This window comes from Bacillus sp. FAU20 (assembly GCF_056033865.1).
This window is the reverse complement of sequence record NZ_JBVYHY010000027.1, coordinates 101,045-122,818: the sequence shown is the minus strand read 5'-3', so window position 1 is coordinate 122,818 and position 21,774 is coordinate 101,045. Positions and strand designations below refer to the sequence as shown.

21 protein-coding genes and 1 other annotated feature are annotated in these 21,774 nt (G+C 35.6%); of the genes, 5 read left to right on the top strand and 16 right to left on the bottom strand.

Annotated elements, in window-relative coordinates:
• Positions 1–18 precede the first annotated feature (18 nt).
• The gene (locus AC0OM3_RS26305) at positions 19–2,685 is read left to right on the top strand and encodes a cation-translocating P-type ATPase (RefSeq protein WP_474213246.1); all 2,667 of its coding nucleotides are present in this window, start codon (positions 19–21) and stop codon (positions 2,683–2,685) included.
• Between the two features lie 35 nt (positions 2,686–2,720).
• Here the strand turns inward: AC0OM3_RS26305 and AC0OM3_RS26300 are convergent, their stop codons facing one another.
• The 7 genes from AC0OM3_RS26300 to AC0OM3_RS26270 all read right to left on the bottom strand — a co-directional run bounded on the left by AC0OM3_RS26300 (position 2,721) and on the right by AC0OM3_RS26270 (position 9,297).
• Entirely contained in the window at positions 2,721–3,803 is a 1,083-nt protein-coding gene (locus AC0OM3_RS26300) for a toxic anion resistance protein (protein WP_001064413.1), read from the bottom strand.
• A gap of 18 nt (positions 3,804–3,821) precedes the next feature.
• Positions 3,822–5,453 carry a YceG family protein gene (locus AC0OM3_RS26295; RefSeq protein WP_000492849.1) on the bottom strand — a complete coding sequence of 544 codons (1,632 nt, stop codon included), beginning with the start codon at positions 5,451–5,453 and terminating at the stop codon, positions 3,822–3,824.
• A gap of 109 nt (positions 5,454–5,562) precedes the next feature.
• Complete coding sequence (locus tag AC0OM3_RS26290; RefSeq protein WP_000025705.1) at positions 5,563–6,354, bottom strand: TerC family protein; 792 nt, start codon at positions 6,352–6,354, stop codon at positions 5,563–5,565.
• A 72-nt stretch (positions 6,355–6,426) separates the two neighbouring features.
• A complete protein-coding gene (locus tag AC0OM3_RS26285) occupies positions 6,427–7,005 on the bottom strand; it encodes a TerD family protein (RefSeq protein WP_000236649.1) in 579 nt (192 codons plus the stop codon).
• A gap of 80 nt (positions 7,006–7,085) precedes the next feature.
• Positions 7,086–7,670 carry a TerD family protein gene (locus tag AC0OM3_RS26280; protein ID WP_000146731.1) on the bottom strand — a complete coding sequence of 195 codons (585 nt, stop codon included), beginning with the start codon at positions 7,668–7,670 and terminating at the stop codon, positions 7,086–7,088.
• A 23-nt stretch (positions 7,671–7,693) separates the two neighbouring features.
• Complete coding sequence (locus AC0OM3_RS26275; protein WP_001121586.1) at positions 7,694–8,290, bottom strand: TerD family protein; 597 nt, start codon at positions 8,288–8,290, stop codon at positions 7,694–7,696.
• 128 nt (positions 8,291–8,418) lie between these two features.
• Positions 8,419–9,297: an ROK family protein gene (locus tag AC0OM3_RS26270; protein ID WP_000666141.1), complete on the bottom strand. Its 879-nt coding sequence runs from the start codon at positions 9,295–9,297 to the stop codon at positions 8,419–8,421.
• Positions 9,298–9,500: 203 nt separating this feature from the next.
• Between AC0OM3_RS26270 and AC0OM3_RS26265 the strand changes: the two genes are divergently transcribed.
• Complete coding sequence (locus AC0OM3_RS26265; RefSeq protein WP_474213245.1) at positions 9,501–10,349, top strand: LPXTG cell wall anchor domain-containing protein; 849 nt, start codon at positions 9,501–9,503, stop codon at positions 10,347–10,349.
• Between the two features lie 116 nt (positions 10,350–10,465).
• Here the strand turns inward: AC0OM3_RS26265 and proS are convergent, their stop codons facing one another.
• Positions 10,466–11,896 carry a proline--tRNA ligase gene (proS, locus tag AC0OM3_RS26260; protein WP_001040993.1) on the bottom strand — a complete coding sequence of 477 codons (1,431 nt, stop codon included), beginning with the start codon at positions 11,894–11,896 and terminating at the stop codon, positions 10,466–10,468.
• A 47-nt stretch (positions 11,897–11,943) separates the two neighbouring features.
• Positions 11,944–12,150: a binding site (T-box leader), on the bottom strand.
• Positions 12,151–12,243: 93 nt separating this feature from the next.
• Positions 12,244–12,537 carry a YesK-like family protein gene (locus AC0OM3_RS26255; protein ID WP_000383853.1) on the bottom strand — a complete coding sequence of 98 codons (294 nt, stop codon included), beginning with the start codon at positions 12,535–12,537 and terminating at the stop codon, positions 12,244–12,246.
• Between the two features lie 154 nt (positions 12,538–12,691).
• On the opposite strand from AC0OM3_RS26255, the gene AC0OM3_RS26250 reads away from it, so the two are divergent.
• Positions 12,692–14,005: an alkaline phosphatase family protein gene (locus AC0OM3_RS26250; protein WP_474213244.1), complete on the top strand. Its 1,314-nt coding sequence runs from the start codon at positions 12,692–12,694 to the stop codon at positions 14,003–14,005.
• A gap of 108 nt (positions 14,006–14,113) precedes the next feature.
• Positions 14,114–15,397 carry an MFS transporter gene (locus AC0OM3_RS26245; protein ID WP_000738827.1) on the top strand — a complete coding sequence of 428 codons (1,284 nt, stop codon included), beginning with the start codon at positions 14,114–14,116 and terminating at the stop codon, positions 15,395–15,397.
• Between the two features lie 69 nt (positions 15,398–15,466).
• Here AC0OM3_RS26245 and AC0OM3_RS26240 read toward each other — a convergent pair whose 3' ends face one another.
• The 7 genes from AC0OM3_RS26240 to AC0OM3_RS26210 all read right to left on the bottom strand — a co-directional run bounded on the left by AC0OM3_RS26240 (position 15,467) and on the right by AC0OM3_RS26210 (position 18,960).
• Entirely contained in the window at positions 15,467–15,718 is a 252-nt protein-coding gene (locus AC0OM3_RS26240) for a helix-turn-helix transcriptional regulator (protein ID WP_002023181.1), read from the bottom strand.
• Positions 15,719–15,774: 56 nt separating this feature from the next.
• A complete protein-coding gene (locus AC0OM3_RS26235; protein WP_474213243.1) occupies positions 15,775–17,007 on the bottom strand; it encodes an MFS transporter in 1,233 nt (410 codons plus the stop codon).
• Positions 17,008–17,073: 66 nt separating this feature from the next.
• Positions 17,074–17,655, bottom strand: a complete 582-nt coding sequence (locus AC0OM3_RS26230; RefSeq protein ID WP_001254434.1) for a TetR/AcrR family transcriptional regulator — start codon at positions 17,653–17,655, stop codon at positions 17,074–17,076.
• A gap of 80 nt (positions 17,656–17,735) precedes the next feature.
• Positions 17,736–17,879 carry a hypothetical protein gene (locus tag AC0OM3_RS26225; RefSeq protein WP_000817981.1) on the bottom strand — a complete coding sequence of 48 codons (144 nt, stop codon included), beginning with the start codon at positions 17,877–17,879 and terminating at the stop codon, positions 17,736–17,738.
• A 125-nt stretch (positions 17,880–18,004) separates the two neighbouring features.
• On the bottom strand, positions 18,005–18,250 hold the full coding sequence (locus AC0OM3_RS26220; RefSeq protein ID WP_000394364.1) for a hypothetical protein: 246 nt from the start codon (positions 18,248–18,250) through the stop codon (positions 18,005–18,007).
• A 13-nt stretch (positions 18,251–18,263) separates the two neighbouring features.
• Complete coding sequence (locus AC0OM3_RS26215; protein WP_001091336.1) at positions 18,264–18,578, bottom strand: thioredoxin family protein; 315 nt, start codon at positions 18,576–18,578, stop codon at positions 18,264–18,266.
• A gap of 10 nt (positions 18,579–18,588) precedes the next feature.
• Positions 18,589–18,960 carry a DnaJ family domain-containing protein gene (locus AC0OM3_RS26210; RefSeq protein WP_000382375.1) on the bottom strand — a complete coding sequence of 124 codons (372 nt, stop codon included), beginning with the start codon at positions 18,958–18,960 and terminating at the stop codon, positions 18,589–18,591.
• Positions 18,961–19,331: 371 nt separating this feature from the next.
• On the opposite strand from AC0OM3_RS26210, the gene AC0OM3_RS26205 reads away from it, so the two are divergent.
• Entirely contained in the window at positions 19,332–21,356 is a 2,025-nt protein-coding gene (locus AC0OM3_RS26205) for a glycosyl hydrolase family 18 protein (RefSeq protein WP_474213242.1), read from the top strand.
• Positions 21,357–21,774 lie beyond the last annotated feature (418 nt).

Below are 21,774 nucleotides of genomic sequence, written 5' to 3'. Positions count from 1 at the left end.
TACTGGAGGTGCTTACTTATGAGCAATTGGTACAGTAAGACGAAAAATCAAACATTAATTGCCCTAGAAACAAACGAACAACACGGTTTAACAGATGAGATTGTAAGTGAACGTTTAAAGCAATACGGTTCTAATGAATTAGCTACAAAACAAAAACGCACTTTATGGCAGCGTATTTTCGCCCAAATTAATGACGTCCTCGTATATGTCCTTATTATTGCTGCCCTTATTTCTGCCTTTGTAGGTGAATGGGCGGATGCCAGTATTATCGCGCTCGTTGTAGTTTTAAATGCTGTTATCGGTGTTGTCCAAGAATCGAAAGCAGAACAAGCTTTAGAGGCATTGAAAAAGATGGCAACACCTAAAGCTATCGTCAAGAGAAATGGTGAACTAAAAGAAATTCCATCTGAGCACGTCGTTCCAGGGGATATCGTTATGCTCGACGCCGGACGATATATCCCATGCGATTTACGCCTTATCGAAACCGCAAATTTAAAAGTTGAAGAATCTGCTCTAACTGGTGAATCTGTCCCTGTTGATAAAGATGCAATCTACCACCCTTCCATGCAAAGTGATGAGCAAGTACCACTCGGCGACCAAAAAAACATGGCATTTATGTCCACTCTTGTAACATACGGAAGAGGCGTCGGTGTTGCTGTTGAAACTGGGATGAACTCACAAATTGGTAAGATTGCTACCCTTTTACATGAAGCAGACGATGATATGACACCACTTCAAAAAAGCTTAGCACAAGTTGGAAAATATTTAGGCTTTGTCGCTGTAGCTATTTGTATCCTTATGTTTCTCATCGGTTTTTTACAAGGCCGGGATACATTAGAAATGTTTATGACTGCTATTAGTTTAGCTGTTGCAGCTATTCCAGAAGGCTTGCCAGCTATCGTTTCCATCGTTCTTGCAATTGGTGTGCAACGTATGATTAAACAAAACGTTATCATTCGGAAACTACCAGCTGTTGAAGCCCTCGGTTCTGTCACAATTATTTGTTCAGATAAAACAGGTACGTTAACGCAAAATAAAATGACCGTTACTCACTTTTATAGTGATAACACATACGATCGCTTAGAAAGTTTAAATGTAAATAATGATGCGCAACGTCTATTGTTAGAAAATATGGTGCTATGTAATGATGCGTCTTACAATAACGAATCACAAACGGGAGACCCGACTGAAATTGCACTTCTCGTTGCTGGAACCACTTTTAACATGCAAAAAGATCATTTAGAAAAAATACATGAACGTGTTAACGAAGTACCTTTTGATTCAGATCGTAAAATGATGTCAACCGTACATATGTACAATGAAAGTTACTATAGCATGACGAAAGGCGCTATTGATAAACTCTTACCTCGATGTACCCATATTTTTAAAAACGGCAAAATCGAGATTTTAACTGATTCTGATAAAAATCAAATATTAGAAGCTGCCGGATCAATGTCTCAAGAAGCTTTAAGAGTACTTTCATTCGCATTTAAACAATACGATTCAAACGATGTGGATATAAATCATCTTGAAGAAAATCTTATCTTTATTGGTCTTGTCGGTATGATTGATCCACCACGAACTGAAGTGAAAGATTCAATTAAAGAATGTAAAAAAGCCGGTATTCGCACAGTTATGATTACTGGTGACCATAAAGATACCGCCTTTGCAATTGCCAAAGAACTTGGCATTGCTGAAGAAATATCGGAAATTATGATTGGAACTGAATTAGATAACATTTCTGATACAGAACTAGCTAACAAAATTAATCATTTAAATGTATTCGCTAGAGTCTCTCCAGAGCATAAAGTGAAAATTGTAAAGGCATTACGCGCAAAAGGAAATATCGTTTCTATGACTGGTGATGGTGTCAATGATGCACCATCTTTAAAGCAAGCTGATGTTGGCGTAGCGATGGGCATTACAGGAACAGACGTTGCAAAAGGGGCAGCAGATGTCGTGTTAACAGATGATAATTTCTCATCTATCGTGAAAGCCGTTGAAGAAGGTAGAAATATTTATCGCAACATAAAAAAATCAATTCTCTTCCTACTCTCTTGTAACTTCGGAGAAATTATCGCTTTATTTTTAGCCATTTTACTCGGCTGGGCGACACCACTACGACCTATTCACATTTTGTGGGTGAATTTAATTACAGATACACTGCCTGCATTATCACTTGGGGTTGATCCTGAAGACCCAGATGTGATGAAGGAAAAACCACGACATACGAAAGAAAGCTTATTTAGCGGCAGCGTTCCTTTCCTAATTTTCAATGGAGTTGTCATTGGACTTTTAACGCTAATAGCTTTTATCGCCGGAGCAAAATTCTATACTGGAGATACAAATTTATTCCCTCTTTTCCCAGAGCAAATTGATGACGATGCTCTATTACATGCTCAAACGATGGCATTTGTCGTTCTTAGTTTTTCTCAGCTCGTTCATTCATTTAACTTGCGTTCAAGAACAAAATCGATTTTTTCAATTGGGATCTTTACAAATAAATATTTAGTCTTCTCCCTCCTTATCGGTGTTCTTATGCAAGTTTGTATCATCTCCATCCCGCCCCTTGCAAATATATTCGGTGTACATGCATTAACGATGCGAGATTGGGGATTTGTTCTCTTATTAAGTATCATTCCGCTTGTTGTGAATGAAATCATTAAATTAGTGAAGAAAAACTAAAAGGCAATGAGGACTATTCCTCATTGCCTTTTCATTTACCCTTGTAATTCTTTTTTGATATTCTCTGTTAATGTAGCCATACGCTTACGGCTTTCTTCACGCTCACGTTTGTTTTGCTCTTCAATTTGTTGTGTTTCTTGCATACCTCTTGAAATAATGTTCCAAGTTTCCTCAAGTGTTTCCATCTTAATACTAGAAGAACCCGATAATCTCGCTACTTCTACACTTTGCGTTGCGATATTTTGTGCATTTTTCTTAAGTAATTCATTTGTACGGCGATCAAGTTCAGCCATAGAATCTGCAACAAGCTTTTGACGTTTGGCATTTACCGCTTGAATGATACCATTTTTAAAGATAGGAATCGTCGTAATAAATGCTGTATTGATTTTACCAATTAATTTATTATTACCACGTTGAATCATACGAATTTGTGGTGCTGTAAGTAACGCAACCATACGAGCTTTTTCTAAATCATCAATACGTTGCTCTAAAATTTCAACCGAGTTTTTAAGCGACTCTAATTCAATACCTGCTAATTGATCATTATTACGCACGCGCTCTTCATACATCGGAACTAACTCTGTATTTAAACGCTCTAACAACATTTCTCCTGCTACTACGTATTTTTCTAAGTCTAAATAATATTTTAAGTTTTGCTCATATAAACCATCTAACGTACCAATTGATTTTTTCATTTCATCTTGATACTTCGTAATTTCGACATACACTTTATCAATTTCACGGCCCATCGTTTGATACTTGCTAAAGATTTGTTCAATCATTTTATCCGCTTTTTTGAACATACGTGAGAAGAAACCACTTTTCTCTTCCGCAAAGTCTTTACTATCAAATCTGTCCATAATTTTACCAAGTTGCTTTAACAATTCACCAGAATCTTCTATTTTTGATAATGACATTGTATGTAAAATTTGATCAGCAAAACGTGAAATTTCCATAGAAGGTTCTTTTCCAAGTTCAATTAATTCCAGTTGGTCTTTAATATCTACTGCATTATAAATACGTTGCACATCTGCATCTTGTCTAAGTTGCAAGCGAACATCTTGTGCGGTTTGCTCATTCAATTCAGTTTTCGAATCTAGTACGACTGGGTTATTCATATGGTATTCTCCCTTTCCTTATAAAAATGGACGAAATAGTCCTTTTATTGTTTGTGATAAATTTTTATAGGCTGATGAACCATGAAACTCAAGATCGAAATTAACTTCTTCAAGCCAATGAGAATCAAATGCTCCCGCTTCAACATACGGTTCAATATCGTTTCTTCCTGTTGGATTGAAGTGGAATACATCTACTCCTATTTGATTTAAAAATAGTAATAAAACAGCGTCAGAACGAGTTAATTCTCCACTCTTCTCATTATTAAATATAACAATTTTTGGTACATCTTGTGAATAATCAAATTTCTCAAGCTGTTCTAAAATATTCGGTGGTATTTGAGAAAGTTGTGCGAAAACATATAGCGCTACATCTTGTTTCGTCTCTTTTGCAATTGGTTTACACATTTCACTTTCGCACGTATGGATAATCGCCTCTGCAATCCCATGTTGTAAACCTTCCGGTAAACGCTTATGCGGCCACCAATGGCTATTCATAATTAAATCAGGATGTAATTTCCCAGCTCGGTCCAATGCATCTCGATAATGATATTGGAAGTTTGCTTTTTGCTCTTTCGTAAATGGGAATGTATTAATTAGTAAACTATTATCAAATGATGTAACAGCCTTTAATCGTTGAAAATATTCTTTATCATTCTTTGAAACACCTGATATTTTCGCAAATAAAGAAGGGATATAAATATGTTTATTTTCAACAAAGAATGTTGGACGTACAAATGCCTTTTCTTTCGTAATTAAAAAGAGTTCATCATATGTCGTTTTTAACGTACGTGCTACAGGTGTATACGAACGGAATTGCCACGGTTTATATAATAGTGAATTATCGTGGTGAAGTACTTGTTCAATTTCTTTCGAAGCTTGATATGCTACTGTTGCAACACGCTCACGTCGACGATCAGGGAACGGTTCAAGCGAAATGCGACTTGAATGAGATACAACAAAAGTTCTTCCCTCTTCATCAATATTTTCAAATCCATCTTTTCCTTCGGGGTGATAATAAAGCACATCACAACCGAGCATAATAAGAAAATATAAGAAATATATACGGCTTTCCTGTGCATCACCATACCAAACGATACGCGGCATTTGTTTCTTATAATTAATCGTAGAAAACCACTTCGCTACGTAATTTTCACTTAGTTTAATTATGTCGATTAAGAAACGACGGAAGCCTTCTGTCTTTAACGACTGATTATGTTGCTTCTCATATAATTTCAATAGTGAAATAAACGTCGTATGTATGTAATGCTGTAAATCAGGATTGTCTACTTTCGGTAAAAGTTGTTTCCCAGATAAGTGTGCAACTAACCTATTTACTGTCAGACCATTGGGTGCTTCTTGATGTAATCCGAACACTTCTTGAATATGACGAAGCTTTTCCGAATCAATCACTTTGTTTAAATTTTGTTCGTGTAAAACTTCGATTCCTTTCGCTTCACTATAATCAAACAATTCATTAAAATATTCATCTACATCATTAGGAACGCCAAGGATTCGACATGCTATATAACTAAATTTCATCTCATTCTCTGTCAGCTCATATTGTGGACGTTTTTCTAAAAGCATTTCAAATTGCTTTAAATCTGATTCATCTTTTAATGCATATGGTTGAAGTGTAAAACGTGAAAACACAACAGTTCACCTCCAAAAACATTTACGTTTTTTCTAAGTCCTTCTTATATTATAAACTATTTTTGGTTATAAAAAATGGGCGCTCGCAAAACGAGCAAACCCATTTCAATTATTTATTGTCTTCTTTAGTAGCTGCAACTTCTTCTTTAGCTTGTCCAGAATTCTTCATGTAGTGAATTATAAATGTTGCTCCAAATGCTACAACTAAAATAATGAAGAACAGTGTATGACTAATATGAATATCAATTAGAGACAATAGCATTTTCGATGCGATAATTAAGATTAAAATATATGCTGTTGTTTCAAGCTCTGGAATACGCTCTAACAATTTTAAGAATACACCAGCGATACCACGCATCATTAAAATACCGAGCATTCCGCCTAATAATAGAATCCAAACTTCATTAGATACACCAAATGCAGCAAGTACGCTATCTACAGAGAACGCGATATCCATTAATTCAACCATCGCAACTGTTCCCCAGAAGACACCGAACATTCTAAAGAGAATACTATTTTGATTCATACCGTGAGCTTCGTCTTCTTCACTTGCACCTTTACGCTTATCAATAAAGTATTTTACTGATAACCAAGCAAGGTAAAGTGCACCAAGAAGTTTTACCCACCATAATTTAATTAAGAACATTCCGATTCCAATCGCAATAAAGCGGAATACATAAGCTCCAATAAGTCCATAGAATAATGCTTTTTTACGTTTCTCTTCCGGAAGGTGTTTTACCATTACTGCTAATACAAGTGCGTTATCAGCAGATAACAACCCTTCAAGTACAACAAGTGTACCAATTAATCCCCAAGATACTGGATCCTGCAACACTTTAATCCACATGTCCAAGTCAAAAAACTGAGCATACGTATCAAGGATTCCTTGCAAAATACTCATCTTACCTATATCCCCTATTCTTTGCTAGATTTATAGAAAGGTCAAAAAAAGGAAACGAATGTCGTTTCCTTTCTATGCATCCAAGCCATACGCTCTTACAAGCGCACCTAAACCACCTTGGAATCCACTTCCTACTGCATTAAACTTCCACTGTCCATTATGACGGTATAATTCACAAAAGACAACTGCTGTTTCGATGGAGAAATCTTCCCCTAAATCAAAACGAAGAACTTCTTCATTCGTTTCTTCATTCGCTAAACGAACGAACGCATTTCCTACTTGTCCAAAGTTTTGACTACGGCCTTCTGCATCATAAATCGTAACTGTAATAGCAATTTTGTGCACATCTGCTGGAACTTTCTTCAAATCTACAACAAGTTGCTCATCGTCACCTTCACCTTCACCTGTGCGGTTATCTCCTGTATGTAGAACAGATCCACAAGGAGACTGTAAATTATTATAGAAGATAAAATCAGTTTCCTTCGTACATTTTCCGTTCGCATCTAATAGGAATGCTGATGCATCTAAATCGAAATCTGATCCACCGTCGTAAGATTTAATATCCCACCCAAGACCAATTACTGCTTTTGTTAAACCAGGGCTTGTCTTACCTAAATCAATCTTCTGTCCTTTTTGCAATTGAATAACCATTTATATTCACCTCTATATTTTAATCTTAAAAAATATATCCATCAGTAAACATCTGTTTTATCGATGGATATATCAATCTATTACTCTACATCTAAACCGAAATTATTACATAGAGACGCTAATCCACCTTGGAATCCACTTCCGATTGCATTGAACTTCCATTCACCTGCATGACGGTATAGTTCACCTACTACTACCGCTGTTTCAATAGAGAAATCTTCTCCTAAATCGTAACGAATTAATTCTGCATTCTTTTCTTCATCTAAAATACGTACGAAAGAGTTAGAAACTTGTCCGAAGTTTTGGCTGCGTCCTTCTCCATCGTAAATTGTGATAGTGAAACAAATACGTTCGATATGTGCAGGTACATTTTTTAAATCTACTTTAATCGATTCGTCATCGCCTTCACCTTCGCCAGTTCGGTTATCTCCTAAATGCTCTACAGCACCATTTGCACCTTTTGGGTTATTATAGAAGACGAAATCCTCTGCACCTGAAACTTTACCGTTAGCACCTACTAAGAAAATACTAACATCTAAATCGAAATCGTTTTGTCCGTCATAACGATTCGTATCCCAACCAAGTCCTACAAGAACTTTTGAAAGACCTGGATTCGTTTTTGTTAAGTCTACCTTTTGTCCTTTTTTCAATGAAATTGATGCCATACACAATTCCTCCTCGGTTTATTTTATTGATAACGTGATACAATCTCACTTAAGTTTTTATCTTGTGTACCTTCTCCAACAGCTGAGAATTTCCATTCACTTCCGTGGCGATACATTTCACCTGCAATTAGAGTCGTTTTGCCAGCATAATTATCCGATAAATTATAGCGTGCTAATTCTTCACCAGTTTGCGGATTTTGAATACGAATATATGCATTACGAATCATCCCGAAATCTTGACGACGATTTACACAGTCATAAATATTTACAACGAATACTAAACGATTAATACGGCTCGGAACTTTATGTAATTCTACGAAAATTGTTTCGTCATCACCAGCGCCTTCGCCTGTTAAATTATCTCCTGAATGAATAATACTACCACAAGTAGAAAGTTTATTTCCGAAGTAAACTAAATCATTTTTGTTTAAAAAACGATCTCCTTCTAACATAACAACAGATGCATCACAATCTACATTTGGTTTACTTCCAAATAATGAAGACAGAAATCCACCTGATTGCCCAATTGGATCCCAGCCTAAGCCAACCTGTAGTTTTGCTACTTTTGGTTGTCCTTTCGTTAAATCGATCTTTTGACCTTTTTCTAAAATAATAGGCATGAAGTTTCTCCCTCTCTACAAAGCATTTTCCAAATCGGAAAATATTGTATTCTTCTCTTATATTGTAGCATTATTTACCTAGCGATAAAAAGGATAAATTCTCAGTTATATGAAAACATTCATATAATTTACTTATGATGATGTAAGAAGTGGTAAATAGCACCAATCATTCCTGCACAATTACCGTTTTGTGCAAGTTCAATCTCACAATTATTATAAATCTCTTGATTTAAGTATTTACTGACCTCTTCTTTTACTTCTTTTAAAAACTTATTTCCTCTATCGGTAATTCCTCCACCAATAATAATCGTTTCTGGATTGAAAATATAAGCAAGATTACTAATTCCGATTGCCAAATGTCTAAAGAAAATCCCAACTGCTTGAGCAACTTCTCTATCTCCTTTATCATACAACTCAAAAATTGTTCTCCCATTCCACTCACCTTTGCCTTTATACTTTCTGACAAGACGAATTAATCCTGAAATCGAGGCAACCTCTTCAAACGTTTTTCCTTCTATTAACATATTCCCCCATTCACCAGCACTAAATGAATTTCCTCGGTACAATTCTCCATCTATAAAAATCGCTCCCCCAATCCCTGTTCCGAGGGTGAGCATAATAAAATTCTCTTTCTCTCTTCCACTACCATTCCATTTTTCTCCAAACGCTGCACAATTCACATCATTGTCAATCGATACTGAAACTTTTAATATCTCTTGCAATCTATCAATAATAGGAATAGTACTATATCCTGGAATATGATCCGCACCTCCCGTCACAATTCCTTTGTTAATATCAACAATTCCCGCAGTGCTAATACCAATTCCTACAATAGTATGTTCATTCATTATTTTTTTGGATACATATATAAGTTTTTGAATAATTTGTTCTCCACCTAAATGAATTTCTGTTGGAACTGTTTGATGCTTTCGTACTGTTCCTGTTTCTGAAACAATCCCATATTTAATTTGTGTACCACCAACATCAAATGCAATATATTCTTTCATCTGCTGTCACTTCCTCTATTATAATGAGTCTGAAACTCCCCACGCTCTACTTATTATAAAAAATTTACACTAACTCTTTTCTCTCTTTAGAAATACTCCACCTTTTTCTATATATAGTTTTTTTTGTATAAAACTCTTTTTCCTAAGAAATATTACAAAGGGATGTATTTTAGATGGAATATTAATTTCTTAGGAGGAAAACCATGAAGAAAATCTTCATTTTAGCCTCAACACTCTCTTTATCTTTTTTTAGCGGTTTAAATATCGGTAATGCAGCAACAGAAAACTTCTCTCCAGCAATAAACGCAATTGTACAAAATAACGATCATTTAGTAGAAGGTAACTCGAAAGATAATAATAAACCACCAGGAAACGGTGGTTCTCAGGACGATAGTGGCTCTGGTGGCAGTGGTTCTGGTGGTAACAGTTCTGGTGGCAGTGGTTCTGGCGGCAGTGGCTCTGGCGGCAATGGTTCTGGTGGTAACAGTTCTGGTGGCAGTGGTTCTGGCGGCAATGACTCTGGTGACAACGGTTCTGGCGGCAGTGGCTCTGGCGGCAATGGTTCTGATAGCAATGGTTCTGGTGGTAACGGTTCTGGTGGCAATGGTTCTGGCGGCAATGGCTCTGGTAGCAATGGTTCTGGTGGTAACGGTTCTGGTGGCAGTGGCTCTGGTGACAACGGTTCTGGTGGCAATAGCTCTGGTGGCAATGGTTCTGGTGGCAACGGTTCTGGTGGCAATAGCTCTGGTGGCAATGGTTCTGGTAGCAATGGTTCTGGTAGCAATGGCTCTGGTGGCAATGGCTCTGGTGACAATGGTTCTAGTGGTAGCGGTTCTGATGGCAGTGGCTCTCAAGGTGGCAACCGTGTTAAAGGCGATAGTAATTCTCAGGGTGGCAACTGTTCTCAAGGTGGTAATGTAAAAGATAATACGAAAAAACAAGGTGATAAATTACCGAATACAGCAACACATTATCCTACATCTATTTTAATGGGACTTTCAACATTCCTAATCGGTATGTTACTATTTATTCGCCGTAAAAACGTAAAATAAGAACAACATCCTTCCATCTAAATAACACATGAAATAATGTATAAAACTAAAAAGGACTTTGGATTGCATTTTATTATGCAGTCCAAAGTCCTTTTTATCACCTATCAGAAAAAGTATTAATACGCTTTTCCCCAATACACCATTTGTTTAGCGTCTTTACCACAACAAATACATTCTTCAGCTAAATGCTCTTGCTCAAAAGGCATACAACGTGAAGATACTCCAACTTCTTCTTTTAGTTTCTCTTCACAAGTTAATTCTCCGCACCACATTGCCTTAATAAATCCTTGTTTTTCGTCAGCTATTTTTTTCATCTCTTCGAAATTTGTCGCAACATACGTATTTTCATCACGAAATACTTTTGCTTTATTAAATAAAGAAATATGAATTTCTTCAAGTAATGCTGGAATACGTTCTTCTAATTGATCCATTGGTACAAACTCTTTTTCCTTCGTATCTCTTCTTACAAGTACAACTTGTTTCTTTTCAATATCTTTAGGGCCAACTTCTAATCGAATTGGAATCCCCTTCATTTCATACTCATTAAATTTCCAGCCTGGTGTTTTATTACTAGCATCTATTTTTACTCGTGCAACCTTTTGAATATGTGCTTGTAACTCTGTTGCTTTTGCTAAAACTCCTTCTTTATGCTGAGCAATTGGTACAATAACAACTTGCACTGGAGCGACTTTTGGTGGCATTACAAGTCCATTATTATCACTATGAACCATTATTAGCCCGCCTATCATTCTTGTTGATACACCCCAAGATGTTTGGTGCACATATTGCCACTTACCGTTACGATCTAAAAACTTAATATCAAATGCTTCTGAGAAATTCGTCCCAAAGTTATGAGAGGTTCCTGTTTGAAGTGCTTTTCCATCATGCATTAAACTTTCAATTGTATAAGTTGCCTTTGCTCCAGCAAACTTCTCTTTTTCTGTTTTTTGTCCTTTAATAACTGGTATTGCTAAATAATCCTCACAGAAAGAAGCATATAAGTTTAAAATATTTAATGTTTCAGCCTGCGATTCTTCTGCCGTTTCATGGATTGTATGACCCTCTTGCCATAAAAATTCAGTCGTACGAAGGAACGGCCTAGTTGTCTTCTCCCAACGAACTACTGAACACCACTGATTATATAACTTTGGCAAATCATTATAGGATTGCACAATTTTTGAAAAGTGCTCACAGAATAAAGTTTCAGATGTAGGACGTACACAAAGTCTTTCCGCTAACTTTTCATCTCCACCATGCGTAACCCATGCTACTTCAGGAGCAAATCCTTCAACATGATCCTTCTCTTTTTGCAATAAACTCTCTGGGATAAACATTGGCATATATACATTTTCATGGCCAGTTCCTTTTAACTTCTCATCCATCACCTTCTGCATATTCTCCCATAAGGCATAACCATACGGACGTAAAATCATGCACCCTTTTACACTTGAATAATCAACAAGTTCGGCTTTTTTTACAATATCGGTATACCACTGCGCAAAGTCCTCTTCCATCTTCGTAATGGCTTGCACTTGTTCTTTTGCCATAGTCAGTCTTCCTCCTTCTAGAAAATACAAAAAAGCCCGCATCCCTAAATAGGGACCGAGCTTTGCCGGCGTTACCACCCTGATTCATGCACAAAAATTGCGCATGCTCTCTTTTTGATAACGGGAAATTCCCGCTGCATATGCAGAACTCAAAGGCAGGTTCCATATTACCTTTTTAAGAATCTTTCAGCCTGACGGATTCTCTCTCTGCTAAAAAGGTTGAACATGTACTAATCCTTTTTCATCGTTATAACGAAATAAATTTATTGATTATCATAATACAAATTCTTTTTTTAAACAATAGCTAATTTTCTTATTTTTATATATTCTTTTCATTTTTTGCAGTTTTATACGTAGCTTTTCCGCGTAATTTTCACAAGTTGATGTGCAATCATACCGATAAGTGTACCAAGTAGGACGAAGAAACCAATAAATCCATATCCCATTCCTTCCCACCCACCAATGACCATCATTGTAACAGGAAAGGACGCTAAACAAAGAAGTATTAAACTAAGTGCAAATATAATATCAAACTGTTTGTCTGGAAACCGTTTCTTTAGTAAATATGAAATAGCAAATACAAGGATAATTGTGATTCCGCCAATGATGTAAAAGATACCAAATCCATCTAACCAATCCATAGTGTTTCCTCCTTCCATAGATTCCCTTATACTTAATTATATGTTTAATTTTTCTGAAAATAAATAATAAATTTTCACCTAAAAATATATTTTTATTACTAGGCATTAATAGCAATATATAATAATAGGTTTTATATAATCAGGAGGGAACTTTATGGATAAAGCATTAACAAACCACGTCATTATTTTATCATTCGACTGTTTATCAGCTTTAGATTTTCCTATACTACAAAAACTACCTCATTTCCAATCTCTAATAAAAAAGGGCACGATTGTCGAAAAAGTAGAACCAATTTATCCTTCTGTAACATATCCAAGCCACTCAACAATCGTAACTGGTAATTACCCTAACAAGCACGGTGTTGTTAGCAATACGTTACTTCAACCAGGGCGTGAATCACCTGATTGGCATTGGTATCGAAAATCAATAAAAGGAACAACATTGTATGATGAAGCGCGCAAAGCAAATTTAACGACAGCTGCCCTTCTATGGCCTGTTACTGGAAGAGCGAACATCGATTACAATTTACCAGAAATTTTTCCAAATAGACCTTGGCAAAATCAAGTGTTAGTTTCCTTATTTAGCGGTAGCCCGCTATATCAATTAGATTTAAATCGTCGTTTCGGCCATATAAGAAATGGTTTATCACAACCAGAGCTGGATGATTTCGTCCTCGCCTCTGCTGTGCATACAATCCAGACGAAAAAGCCTAATGTCATGTTCGTACATTTCACCGATTTAGACACACAAAGACACTATCACGGCTTTGAATCTAACGAAACAATAGCTGCTATCCAGAGGCACGACGGACGTCTAGGGAAAATTATTCAAGCACTAAAAGAAAGTGACCTATACGAAGAAAGTACAATTATTGCCCTTGGTGATCATAGCGCTTTAAGTGAAAACAAATCCATCCAATTAAATGTGCTATTCCATCAAAGAGGACTTATATCTCTTAATAAAAAAGGAAAATTAGTAGACTGGAAAGCCTATTGCCAAAGTTGCGACGGCTCTGCCTATGTATATGTAAAGGACAAAAATGATACGGATACAATTCGGGAGGTACAACTACTCCTTGAAGAACTACTTCAAAATAAACAAAACGGAATTGAATTTATACTTCTTGATGAAGCTGCCAAAGACTGCGGTGCAGACGGTAATTGTTTATTCATGTTAGAAGCACGAGAAGGGTATTATTTCACTGAAAACTATACAGGAGATTTTATAAAAGAAATTACTGAAAAAGATGTTACGCCTAGTAAAAAATATACATTTGGTACGCATGGATACTCTCCAACAAAACCTAACTATGAAACAATTTTTATCGCTGCTGGGAAAGGAATAAAAAGTGGCGTTACCGTCCCGTATATGAGACTTATTGATGAAGGTCCAACTATCGCTAGACTACTCGGTTTACACTTAGGTGAAACAGACGGAGCAATTGTAGAGGATTTACTCCAATTGTAAAGAACTGTGTATATATGTAAAAGTTATGTAAAATTCATCACTGTTTCTCTTTTTATAATTTTTATTTTTGTACACTGTTAGTAAAACAAATTTAAGGGGGAACATTATATGAAAAAAATGTCCAGACAAGAAAAAAGCTGGATATTATACGATTGGGCGAACTCGGTATATTCGCTCGTCATTACAACTGCATTATTTCCAATTTACTTTAAAGCAGCTGCAAAAGAAGCTGGACTATCCGGGGCAACTTCAACAGCATATTGGGGATATGCAAACTCGTTCGCAACACTTTTAATTTCTATACTTGCTCCTATTCTCGGCACAGTTGCTGATTATAAAGGATTTAAAAAACGATTTTTCACATTCTTCTTTGGACTCGGTATCGTATTTACAAGTATGTTAGCAGTCGTTCCAACATCTCAGTGGTACTTATTATTAGGATGCTATATGCTCGCCTTAGTCGGTTTTGCTGGAGCAAACATTTTTTATGATGCATTTTTAGTAGATGTCACTTCTGAAGATAGAATGGACCGAATTTCTACAAGAGGATTTGCATTAGGTTATATCGGGAGTACAATTCCTTTTATCGGTTGTATCGCTCTTATTATTCTTTCTCAAAAAGGAACTATCCCTTTATCTGTTGGTATTGCTAGTCAAATTTCATTTGCGATAACAGCTCTTTGGTGGGGGTTATTTACAATTCCAATGCTAAAAAACGTAGAGCAAACGCACTATATTGAACGTCACCCTAGACCAATTACAATGAGCTTCAAACGCCTTGCTGCTACTTTTAAAAATATTAAAGAATATAAAACTGTATTTATGTTTCTAATCGCTTACTTTTTCTATATTGACGGAGTCGATACAATTATTACTATGTCTACCGCTTACGGAACCGATCTCGGTATTAGTGCAACTAATCTATTAATCATATTATTTGTAACACAAATTGTCGCTTGTCCATTTGCTTTATTATACGGAAAATTATCAGCAACATTCACAGGTAAAAAAATGCTATATGTCGGTATCATTATTTATATCATCATTTGCATATATGCTTATTTCTTAAAAACGACACTTGATTTTTGGATTTTAGCAATGTTAGTTGCTACATCTCAAGGTGGTATTCAAGCACTAAGTCGTTCATACTTTGCAAAACTAGTACCAAAAGAATCTGCTAATGAATTCTTCGGATTTTATAATATATTTGGGAAGTTTGCCGCAATTATGGGTCCGGTATTAGTCGGTGTTACAACGCAATTAACAGGAAAAACAAACGCTGGTGTTCTTAGTATTATTGTTCTGTTTATTATAGGAGGATTCTTACTAACTAGAGTTCCAGAAAATAACACATCCGTTACACCACCTAGTCAAAAGACTAAAACGCTATAAGAAAAGATCCTCTTCTCATAAGAAGAGAATCTTTTTTATTTTTAAAGGTGCGCCTTATAATGAACGACTCTACTGCTTGTACAAAAATAATTTATCAACAGTTGTTCCTAATACTTCAGCTAAACGGAATGCTAACGCTAAACTTGGATCATATTTATTATTCTCAATTGCATTTATCGTTTGTCTAGAAACCTTACATTTATCAGCTAATGCGCCTTGTGAAATATTATTTTCAGTGCGTAATTCATAGATTTGATTTTTCACACCATTGCTCCTAACCTGTAAAATCGTTTTTACAACATCAGTATATAATTGGCTCATATAGTTGTCAAAAGTTCCTCAAAGAAAAAGGGAGCAATATTGCTCCCTTACAATAGTTATTTCGAAGCTAACGAATTTGTTAGTGCCTCTTTATTAGCAACATCTTCTTTTTTTATTTGCATACGTAGAACTGGCCCTATCGCTAATAAAATAAGTGCCATTGCTATACAAAACACAGTAACTAGTGAAGTTAGTTCCTTTAATCCTCCAGCTAGTGAAGTTCCAATTAGCATTGCCCCCATAAACAGTGGTAAAATCGTCCCATTTACTCTTCCAACCATATTTTCTGGTACAAGTTGAATCATAAGCGTACCGACAACAATATTAACACAAGCTAAACAAATACCTGTTCCAAATCTCATGAAACTAGTAATCCAAAATGATGTAGATAGCCCTTCTACTAAAAATGAAATCGCTAATATGCCCATACCGAATACAAACATCTTTTTCGGATTCACTTTTGAAGCGAAAATTGCAGCAACAATACCACCAATTAACATACCTATTCCATCAGCTGCAGCTAAATATTGAACTGCTTCCTTTTCCATTCCAAGGCGCTCTATTACAAGAAATACCTCTAATGGAGTTGTTAATCCAACAGCTAAGCCTATAATGGTGAAAGTGATCGTAATCATACGTAAATTTTTCGTATGAAGAACATACTTCCAACCTTCTTTTATATCATTTTTTAATGAATCTCTCGCCACTTGCTCTTTTTCAACCCATTTTGGTAAGAATGAAAGGGCGATAGCAGATAACAAAAATAAAATGATTAAGCTATATAGTGACGTAAATAAACCAAGTTGTGTATACACAAGCGATCCTACCACTGGTCCAAAAATCAGAAATAATGACTGTAATGTTTGGTTAAATGCAATCGCATTTGCTACCTCTTCTTCTTTTACATAGCGCTTAAATATACGCGAAGATGAGGGCTGAGAAAACTGACCTACAATCGCGGAAATGAGTGTTGCAAAAAATATAGCCTGCCAATAATCCATTTTTAACAACAAGACAATTCCTATAATAGACAGTACACTTAATACATCTCCAGCGACCATTGTTCTTTTCGGATTCCAGCGATCAGCTAGCGCACCACCGATAAACGAGAAAATAAAAATAGGTGCATATTCCATAACTGATAACAACGAAACAGAAACTGGATCATTATTCGTTCGCTCCATTATAAAATACAAAAGAGCCATATTTCTGATCCAAATTGCAAATTGTTGTAAAATATCAGACGCCATAACGAGCATAAATGCTCGGTTTTTAAATAAAGCGTTCATTTTCATTCCCCTTTCACAAACCGACCGTTCGGTCTAATTTATTTTGTAAGAAAAGCAACTGACCTATTATTCAGCTGCCATTCCTTTTAACAATACATCTATTGCCTTTTTATAAATACGTTTCAGCTCTTTATAATCTAATTCGTAGTAAAGCACTCCAAGTCCTGATAATAATCCGTTTACAATATACATAAGATCACGAGTATTATCTTCACGGAACTCTCCAGACTGTATACCTACTTCAATTAATTTCTCAAACATAACATATGATTCTCTAGTTAAAGCTAACAGTTCATCCAGAATCTCTTTACTTACAACTTGGCTCATAGAGAATTCCTCTATTGCATTTGAAATTGGTTGCTGTATGTCCTCTACATGATATTCCGCGAGACCATATAGTTTTTCAGTACTAGTGCTATACAACTTCTCTTTTTCATTCCATTTTTCAATCCAATCATACGTATGCTGTTTCACTACAAATAAAAATAATTCTTCTTTACTTTTAAAGTGATAATAAATACTTCCTTTACTTCGCTCTGTAATTTCACAAATCTCTTCCATAGATGTAGCTGCGTAGCCCTTCTGTGAAAATAGACTTTCTGCTTTATATGCAATTTCTTTCTTTATCTCTTCTGCGCTTCTTCTCATATTCACACCTCTTTAAACCGACCGTTCAGTCTAATAATAACAAATCAAAAACCTCTATCGCAAGAGGCTATATTCCTTATTTAAGAAAACGTACTTTCAAACCAAGTTCGAATCATATGTATGGTTCCAAATTTAAATGCTAATTTAACAAGAAATACGCCTCCCGCAGCTAATAAAAATAACACTACTTTCCCCTTATTTTTCACTTTCGGTTCCCTTTTCATTTCCATTCCCCTTAGTATGTTAAAAATATTAATCAAACGTTTGTTTAACTGTGTTTATGCATATGTAAGCCGACTAATCAAACGTTTGTTTAAAAAGAAATACGCCTATATAAGGCGCATTTTCATCAATCACCACCGCCACCGCAGCTTCCTCCGCTATCTCCCCCAAAAGACCCTCCACAATCATGTGAGCCGCCATCATGCGAGCTATCATTATCAGATCCAGCAAAGAAAAATAATGGTGATGAGCTGTTAGATGAATTATGAATGTTATTTTGTTTTGTAAGATTTACCTTCTTTTTGTTCGATCGAACTGCTGTTACGATTATTCCAACTACAACAAATAATAGTATGACAATAATAAATTCCATATAAAAGCCTCCCTTATTCCTCGAATAATTGAATGGTTCTTTCTAGATTTTCAAGTGAAATGAAGCGTGATTCACGAAGAATTTCTTTTCCATTATGAAATAATAAAATTGTTGGCCCTGTAAATACTCCATATCGCCCCGCAATCTCTTGCATATCTTGTAGTAATATCTCTATTTTCTCTACGTAATCATAATTCTCTAATACGCAATTTACTTTTCTTAGCATAACATCACAAACACCACAATTTTCCGTTTTAATAAACAGAAGTACCAATTGTTGTTCTTCGATATAGGTCGCTAATTCTTCTATCGTTTTAAATGTATTCATCTTATCCCTCTCAGCGTAATTTACGAAATACTTTGTCTTGATACATACGAAAAGCTGAACTATCTTTAATCTTTCTCTTTTCCATTACCTGCTGAAAACGCAGAGTTTTTGCTGTTAACTCTTCTCGTAATTTCTTTCTCTCTTCTTCATCATAACAGCAAGCAATTAGATCCTCTATTTTTAATATATCTTTTTGTAGTTCCATTTCTGGTGGAATCATTCCCGCATTTTTTAAAATTTTATAACTCATTCTAAGTTCTGGAGGTACCATTGAAAGATCTTCTAATTGTAGTGGTTTTCCTTTTCCCGGAAGATAATCAAGATCACCATTCCGTATTGCTTGTCGAATTTTTTCTTCAGCAATGTTCAAAAACACATCCACACTATTCCCTCCTTTACATATTTTTACTATTATTTTACATGATATTTCCTTATCTTTCTACGTCTTTAATAATTGGCTCTATACAATTTTTTCTCAAATTTATTTATAATGAGCTTTTTCCTCCCATACCGATTTTTCGTTTTCATATATAGTTTGTATTCAAGCCTTTTTGTATTGAGAAAGTCTTTTTCAACTTAATAAAGCGTTTACACTAAATCTTACATTTGTTACGATTTAATCACCCCCAGCTCCCTTGTATAGACTTCGTGATGTCTGATCATTTTATCTAGACGTTTCACACGTCTAGATTCATTTTGATTTATTGGCGTATGCCTTTAAATATATCTTTTATTTTGAAAGGAGAAATGGCTATGAGGTCTCAAAAATTCACACTGCTATTACTATCCATACTACTTTTCTTACCTCTTTTTCTCACAAATTTTATTACTCCAAATCTCGCATTAGCAGATTCACCAAAGCAAAGTCAAAAAATTGTTGGGTACTTTCCTTCGTGGGGGGTTTACGGACGTAATTATCAAGTTGCTGACATTGATGCATCAAAACTTACTCACCTTAACTATGCTTTCGCGGATATTTGTTGGAATGGAAAACATGGAAACCCTTCTACTCATCCTGATAATCCAAATAAACAAACGTGGAACTGTAAAGAATCTGGTGTACCATTGCAAAATAAAGAGGTTCCTAATGGTACTCTCGTACTCGGGGAACCATGGGCTGATGTTACCAAATCGTATCCTGGCTCAGGGACAACTTGGGAAGATTGCGATAAATATGCCCGTTGCGGAAATTTCGGTGAACTAAAACGATTAAAAGCTAAATATCCTCACTTAAAAACAATTATTTCCGTTGGTGGCTGGACTTGGTCTAACCGCTTTTCTGATATGGCCGCTGATGAAAAAACAAGAAAAGTATTTGCTGACTCTACAGTAGCTTTTCTTCGCGCATATGGGTTTGATGGCGTAGATTTAGACTGGGAATATCCGGGCGTTGAAACGATTCCTGGTGGTAGTTATCGTCCTGAAGATAAACAAAATTTCACTCTCCTTCTTCAAGACGTCCGAAATGCTTTGAATAAAGCAGGTGCTGAAGATGGCAAACAATATTTACTAACAATCGCTTCAGGCGCAAGCCAACGCTACGCTGATCATACAGAGCTAAAGAAAATTTCTCAAATACTCGATTGGATTAATATTATGACATATGATTTCCACGGCGGATGGGAAGCTACTTCTAATCATAATGCAGCTCTATATAAGGATCCAAATGACCCAGCAGCAAATACGAATTTTTACGTAGATGGTGCTATAAATGTTTATACAAATGAAGGTGTTCCAGTCGATAAACTAGTATTAGGCGTACCCTTTTACGGACGTGGCTGGAAAAGTTGTGGCAAGGAAAATAACGGACAATATCAACCTTGCAAACCAGGTAGTGATGGGAAACTTGCTTCTAAAGGTACTTGGGATGATTATTCTACCGGTGACACGGGTGTGTATGATTACGGTGATTTAGCAGCCAATTACGTTAATAAAAATGGTTTTGTACGCTACTGGAATGACACAGCTAAAGTACCTTATTTATATAATGCAACTACAGGCACATTTATTAGCTACGATGACAATGAATCTATGAAATACAAAACAGACTATATAAAGACGAAAGGTTTAAGTGGAGCAATGTTTTGGGAACTAAGCGGAGATTGCCGTACAAGTCCAAAATATAGTTGCAGTGGTCCAAAATTACTTGATACGCTAGTAAAAGAATTACTTGGTGGACCTATTAGTCAAAAAGATACTGAGCCACCAACGAATGTTAAAAACATTGTAGTTACGAATAAAAATTCAAATTCAGTTCAATTAAACTGGACTGCATCTACTGATAACGTAGGAGTTACGGAATATGAAATTACTGCTGGAGAAGAGAAATGGAGTACAACAACAAATAGCATTACAATTAAAAACTTAAAACCTAATACAGAATACACATTTTCAGTAATTGCCGAAGATGCTGCTGGAAATAAATCACAACCTACCGCTCTTACTGTCAAAACGGATGAAGCTAATACGACACCTCCTGATGGAAATGGCACTGCTACATTTTCAGTCACTTCGAATTGGGGCAGCGGTTATAACTTCTCGATTATAATCAAAAATAATGGAACGACTCCTATTAAAAATTGGAAATTAGAATTTGATTATAGCGGCAATTTAACACAAGTTTGGGATTCTAAAATTAGTAGTAAAACAAATAACCATTATGTAATTACGAACGCAGGATGGAATGGCGAAATTCCTCCTAGTGGATCTATTACAATTGGCGGTGCAGGAACGGGTAATCCTGCCGAACTTTTAAATGCCGTAATTAGCGAAAACTAGACGTAATATCCATTAATTCTTTCACTAAAGTTTGAATTTAGGTTTGAGCAATACCTCCTAAATTCAAACTTTTAATTTTATGAAAAATAAAAAAATAAAATAAACTATTATAATTATATTTAGTTTATATATGAAGTTTATATGAAGTTCATTTGAATTTTAAATGAATTCCCTTTAATTTCTATTGTCTTCCTATAATATCCATATTATCCTTTACATATAGGAATTATTTTCATTCCATTTTGAACTATCTATATATATAAAGAAAGATAGTCACCTGTTAGGGAAAGGCTTTCGTATTATTATAAATATAACAAAAGAAAAAGCACGCTTATAAGCGCACCATAAGAGTGCTTCTTCATACAATTCTCATGTAAGAGTTCTCGAAAATCATGTTAATCACAAAGAAAAGGCATTA